This window comes from Belliella marina, assembly GCF_042682445.1.
Classification (GTDB): domain Bacteria; phylum Bacteroidota; class Bacteroidia; order Cytophagales; family Cyclobacteriaceae; genus Belliella; species Belliella marina.
Window position 1 is genome coordinate 13750 of sequence record NZ_JBHUHR010000048.1, and the last position, 4767, is coordinate 18516.

Sequence of the window (4767 nt, forward strand, 5' to 3'; positions counted from 1 at the left end):
GTCAGTCGGATCTTCGGGATCTACAGGATCGCCGTTTGGATCTTCACCATTGGCGGTTGCCACATTCAATACAAATCCGTTGTCCAAATCAGATTGGGTAATCGTATGGGTGGTCGGGAAGGTTTGTGTTCCTGCCGGAGCAAGTGTTGCAATAGTTTCGCTCAATCCTGTCAAAGCATCCTCAACATCGATATTCTCCAAGGTCACATTCCCTGTATTGGTTATTGTGATTGCGTATTCCAATACATCGCCAACCGCATTGTATGAAGTCAATCCTGCATCTCCATTCACAGATGTCAGTGATTTGGTGATCGTGAAGGATGGTTCCTGGGTTGCGGGGGTTTCCTCTTCTCCGTCAGTTGGATCTTCTGGGTCAACAGGGTTGCCGTTTGGATCTTCACCATTGGCGGTTGCCACGTTCAATACAGAACCGTTGTCCAAATCAGATTGGGTAATCGTATGGGTGGTCGGGAAGGTTTGTGTTCCTGCCGGAGCAAGTGTTGCAATTGTTTCGCTCAATCCTGTCAATGCATCTTCAACATCAAGATTCTCCAAAGTCACATTACCTGTATTGGTTACAGTGATTGTGTATTCCAAAACATCGCCTACTGCATTGTATGAAGTTGTACCTGCGTCTGCGTTGATGGATGTCAAGGTTTTGGTCAAGGTGAACGATGGCTCTTGGGTTGCTGGGGTCTCTTCCTCTCCTTCTGTTGGGTCTTCTGGATTTACAGGATCGCCATTAGGATCTTCACCATTGGCGGTTGCCACGTTCAATACAGATCCGTTGTCCAAATCAGATTGGGTAATCGTATGGCTGGTTGTAAAGGTCTGTATCCCAGATGGCGCAAGTGTTGCGATTGTTTCGCTCAAGCCAGTCAGGGCATCCTCAACCTCGATATTCTCCAAGGTTACATTACCCGTATTCGTAACAGTGATGGTGTATTCCAAGATATCTCCAACCGCATTGTATGAAGTCAATCCTACATCGCCATTCACCGATGCCAACTCCTTCAAGATGGTAAACGATGGCTCCTGGGTTGCTGGGGTCTCTTCCTCTCCATCAGTCGGATCTTCGGGATCTACAGGATCGCCATTAGGATCCTCTCCGTTGGCTGTTGCCACATTCAATACAGATCCGTTGTCCAAATCAGATTGGGTAATCGTATGGCTGGTTGTAAAGGTCTGTATCCCAGATGGCGCAAGTGTTGCGATTGTTTCGCTCAAGCCAGTCAGGGCATCCTCAACCTCGATATTCTCCAAGGTTACATTACCCGTATTCGTTACCGTAATCGTGTATGCCAATACATCACCAACCGCATCGTATGAAGTAATTCCCACATCGCCATTCACCGATGCCAACTCCTTCAAGATCGTGAAGGATGGCTCCTGGGTTGCAGGGGTTTCCTCTTCTCCGTCAGTCGGATCTTCTGGGTCAACAGGGTCGCCGTTTGGATCTTCTCCAATTGCGGTTGCCACGTTCAGTACAGATCCGTTGTCCAAATCAGACTGGGTTACCGTATGGCTGGTTGTAAAGGTCTCTGTTCCAGATGGGACAAGGGTTGCAATAGTTTCGCTCAATCCTGTCAAGGCATCCTCTACATCGATATTCTCCAAGGTTACATTCCCCGTGTTCGTTATTGTGATCGTGTATGCCAGGATATCTCCAACCGCATTGTATGATGACAAGCCTGCATCTCCGTTGATGGAAACCAACCCCTTCAATATTGTAAAGGATGGTTCCCGGGTTGCTGGGGTTTCTTCTTCTCCCTCAGTCGGATCTTCTGGGTCAACAGGGTTACCGTTTGGATCTTCACCATTGGCGGTTGCCACATTCAATACAGATCCGTTGTCCAAATCGGACTGGGTAACTGTATGGCTGGTTGTAAAGGTCTCTGTTCCAGATGGGGAAAGGCTTGCGATTGTCTCGCTCAAGCCTGTCAAGGCATCTTCAACATCGATATTGCTCAAAGTCACATTCCCTGTATTGGTTACAGTGATTGCGTATTCCAATACATCGCCAACAGCGTTGTAGGAAGTCAATCCTGCATCACCGTTCACAGATACCAACTCCTTCAAGATCGTGAAGGATAGTTCCTGGGTTGCTGGGGTTTCCTCTTCTCCATCAGTTGGATCTTCTGGGTCAACAGGGTTGCCGTTTGGATCTTCACCATTGGCGATTGCCACGTTCAATACAGAACCGTTGTCCAAATCAGATTGGGTAATCGTATGCGTAGTCGGGAAGGTCTCTGTTCCAGATGGGGCAAGTGTTGCAATAGTTTCGCTCAAGCCAGTCAGGGCATCCTCAACATCTATATTCTCAAGGGTCACATTACCAGTGTTCGTAACAGTGATCGTGTATTCCAATACATCACCAACCGCATTGTATGAAGTCAATCCTACATCGCCATTCACCGATGTCAACTCCTTCAATATGGTGAATGATGGCTCCTGGGTTGCTGGGGTCTCTTCCTCTCCATCAGTCGGATCTTCTGGGTCAACAGGATCACCATTCGGATCTTCTCCGTTGGCTGTAGCCACGTTCAATACAGATCCGTTGTCCAAATCAGACTGGGTTACCGTATGGCTGGTAGTGAATACTTCTGTTCCAGATGGCGCAAGGCTTGCAATAGTTTCACTCAATCCTGTCAAGGCATCTTCAACATCGATATTCTCCAAGGTTACATTACCAGTATTCGTAACAGTGATCGTGTACTCCAAGATATCGCCAACCGCATTGTATGCTGTCAATCCTACATCGCCATTCACTGAAGTCAATTCCTTCAATATCGTAAACGAAGGCTCTTGGGTTGCTGGGGTTTCTTCTTCTCCATCAGTCGGATCTTCTGGGTCAACAGAGTTGCCGTTTGGATCTTCACCATTGGCGGTTGCCACATTCAATACAGATCCGTTATCCAAATCAGATTGGGTAATCGTATGCGTAGTCGGGAAGGTCTCTGTTCCAGATGGGGCAAGTGTTGCAATAGTTTCGCTCAAGCCAGTCAGGGCATCCTCAACCTCGATATTGCTCAAAGTCACATTCCCCGTATTCGTTACCGTAATCGTGTATGCCAATACATCGCCAACAGCGTTGTAGGAAGTGATTCCAACATCACCATTCACTGATGTCAGCGTTTTGGTGATCGTGAAGGATGGTTCCTGGGTCCCTGGGGTTTCTTCTTCTCCGTCAGTCGGATCTTCTGGGTCAACAGGGTTGCCGTTTGGATCTTCACCATTGGCGGTTGCCACATTCAATACAGATCCGTTGTCCAAATCAGATTGTGTTACAGTATGGCTTGTTGTAAATACCTCTGTTCCAGATGGTGAAAGTGTTGCAATTGTTTCGCTCAATCCTGTCAATGCATCTTCAACATCAAGATTCTCCAAAGTCACATTACCTGTATTGGTTACAGTGATTGTGTATTCCAAAACATCGCCTACAGCATTGTATGAAGTCAATCCTGCGTCTGCGTTGATTGATGTCAAGGTTTTGGTCAAGGTAAACGATGGCTCCTGTGTTGCTGGGGTTTCTTCTTCTCCGTCAGTCGGATCTTCTGGGTCAACAGGGTCGCCGTTAGGATCCTCTCCATTGGCGGTTGCCACATTCAATACAGATCCATTGTCCAAGTCGGATTGGGTTACCGTATGCGTGGTCGGGAAGGTTTGTGTTCCTGCCGGAGCAAGTGTTGCAATAGTTTCGCTCAATCCAGTCAAGGCATCCTCAACATCGATATTGCTCAAAGTCACATTCCCCGTGTTCGTTATTGTGATCGTGTATTCCAATACATCACCAACCGCATTGTATGAAGTCAATCCTACATCTCCATTCACTGAAGTCAGTGATTTGGTGATCGTAAAGGATGGTTCCTGGGTTGCTGGGGTCTCTTCCTCTCCATCAGTTGGATCTTCGGGATCTACAGGATCGCCATTAGGATCCTCTCCGTTGGCGGTTGCCACGTTCAATACAGAACCGTTGTCCAAATCAGATTGGGTAATCGTATGCGTAGTCGGGAAGGTCTCTGTTCCAGATGGGGCAAGTGTTGCAATTGTCTCGCTCAAGCCAGTCAGGGCATCTTCAACATCGATATTGCTCAAAGTTACATTCCCTGTATTGGTTACAGTGATTGCGTATTCCAATACATCGCCAACAGCGTTGTAGGAAGTTATGCTTGCATCACCGTTCACAGATACCAACTCCTTCAAGATCGTGAAGGATGGTTCCTGGGTTGCTGGGGTTTCTTCTTCTCCGTCAGTTGGATCTTCTGGATCAACAGGATCGCCGTTTGGATCTTCACCATTGGCTGTTGCCACGTTCAATACAGATCCGTTGTCCAAATCAGACTGGGTAATCGTGTGCGTAGTCGGGAAGGTCTCTGTTCCTGATGGGGCAAGTGTTACAATAGTTTCGCTCAATCCTGTCAAAGCATCTTCAACCTCAATATTGCTCAAAGTCACATTCCCCGTATTCGTTACTGTAATCGTGTACTCCAAGATATCTCCAACCGCATTGTATGCTGTCAATCCTGCATCTGCGTTGATGGATGTCAAGGTTTTGGTCAAGGTAAACGATGGCTCCTGGGTTGCAGGGGTTTCCTCTTCTCCTTCTGTAGGGTCTTCCAGATCAACAGGGTTGCCGTTTGGATCTTCGCCATTTGCGGTTGCAACGTTCAATACAGATCCGTTGTCCAAATCAGACTGGGTTACCGTATGGCTGGTAGTGAATACTTCTGTTCCAGATGGCGCAAGGCTTGCAATAGTTTCACTCAA

1 protein-coding gene is annotated in these 4767 nt (G+C 47.4%); it reads right to left on the reverse strand.

The features are described from left to right. The coding region (locus tag ACFSKL_RS21300) for a beta strand repeat-containing protein (protein ID WP_376889165.1) at positions 1-4767 on the reverse strand (4767 nt) is incomplete at both ends.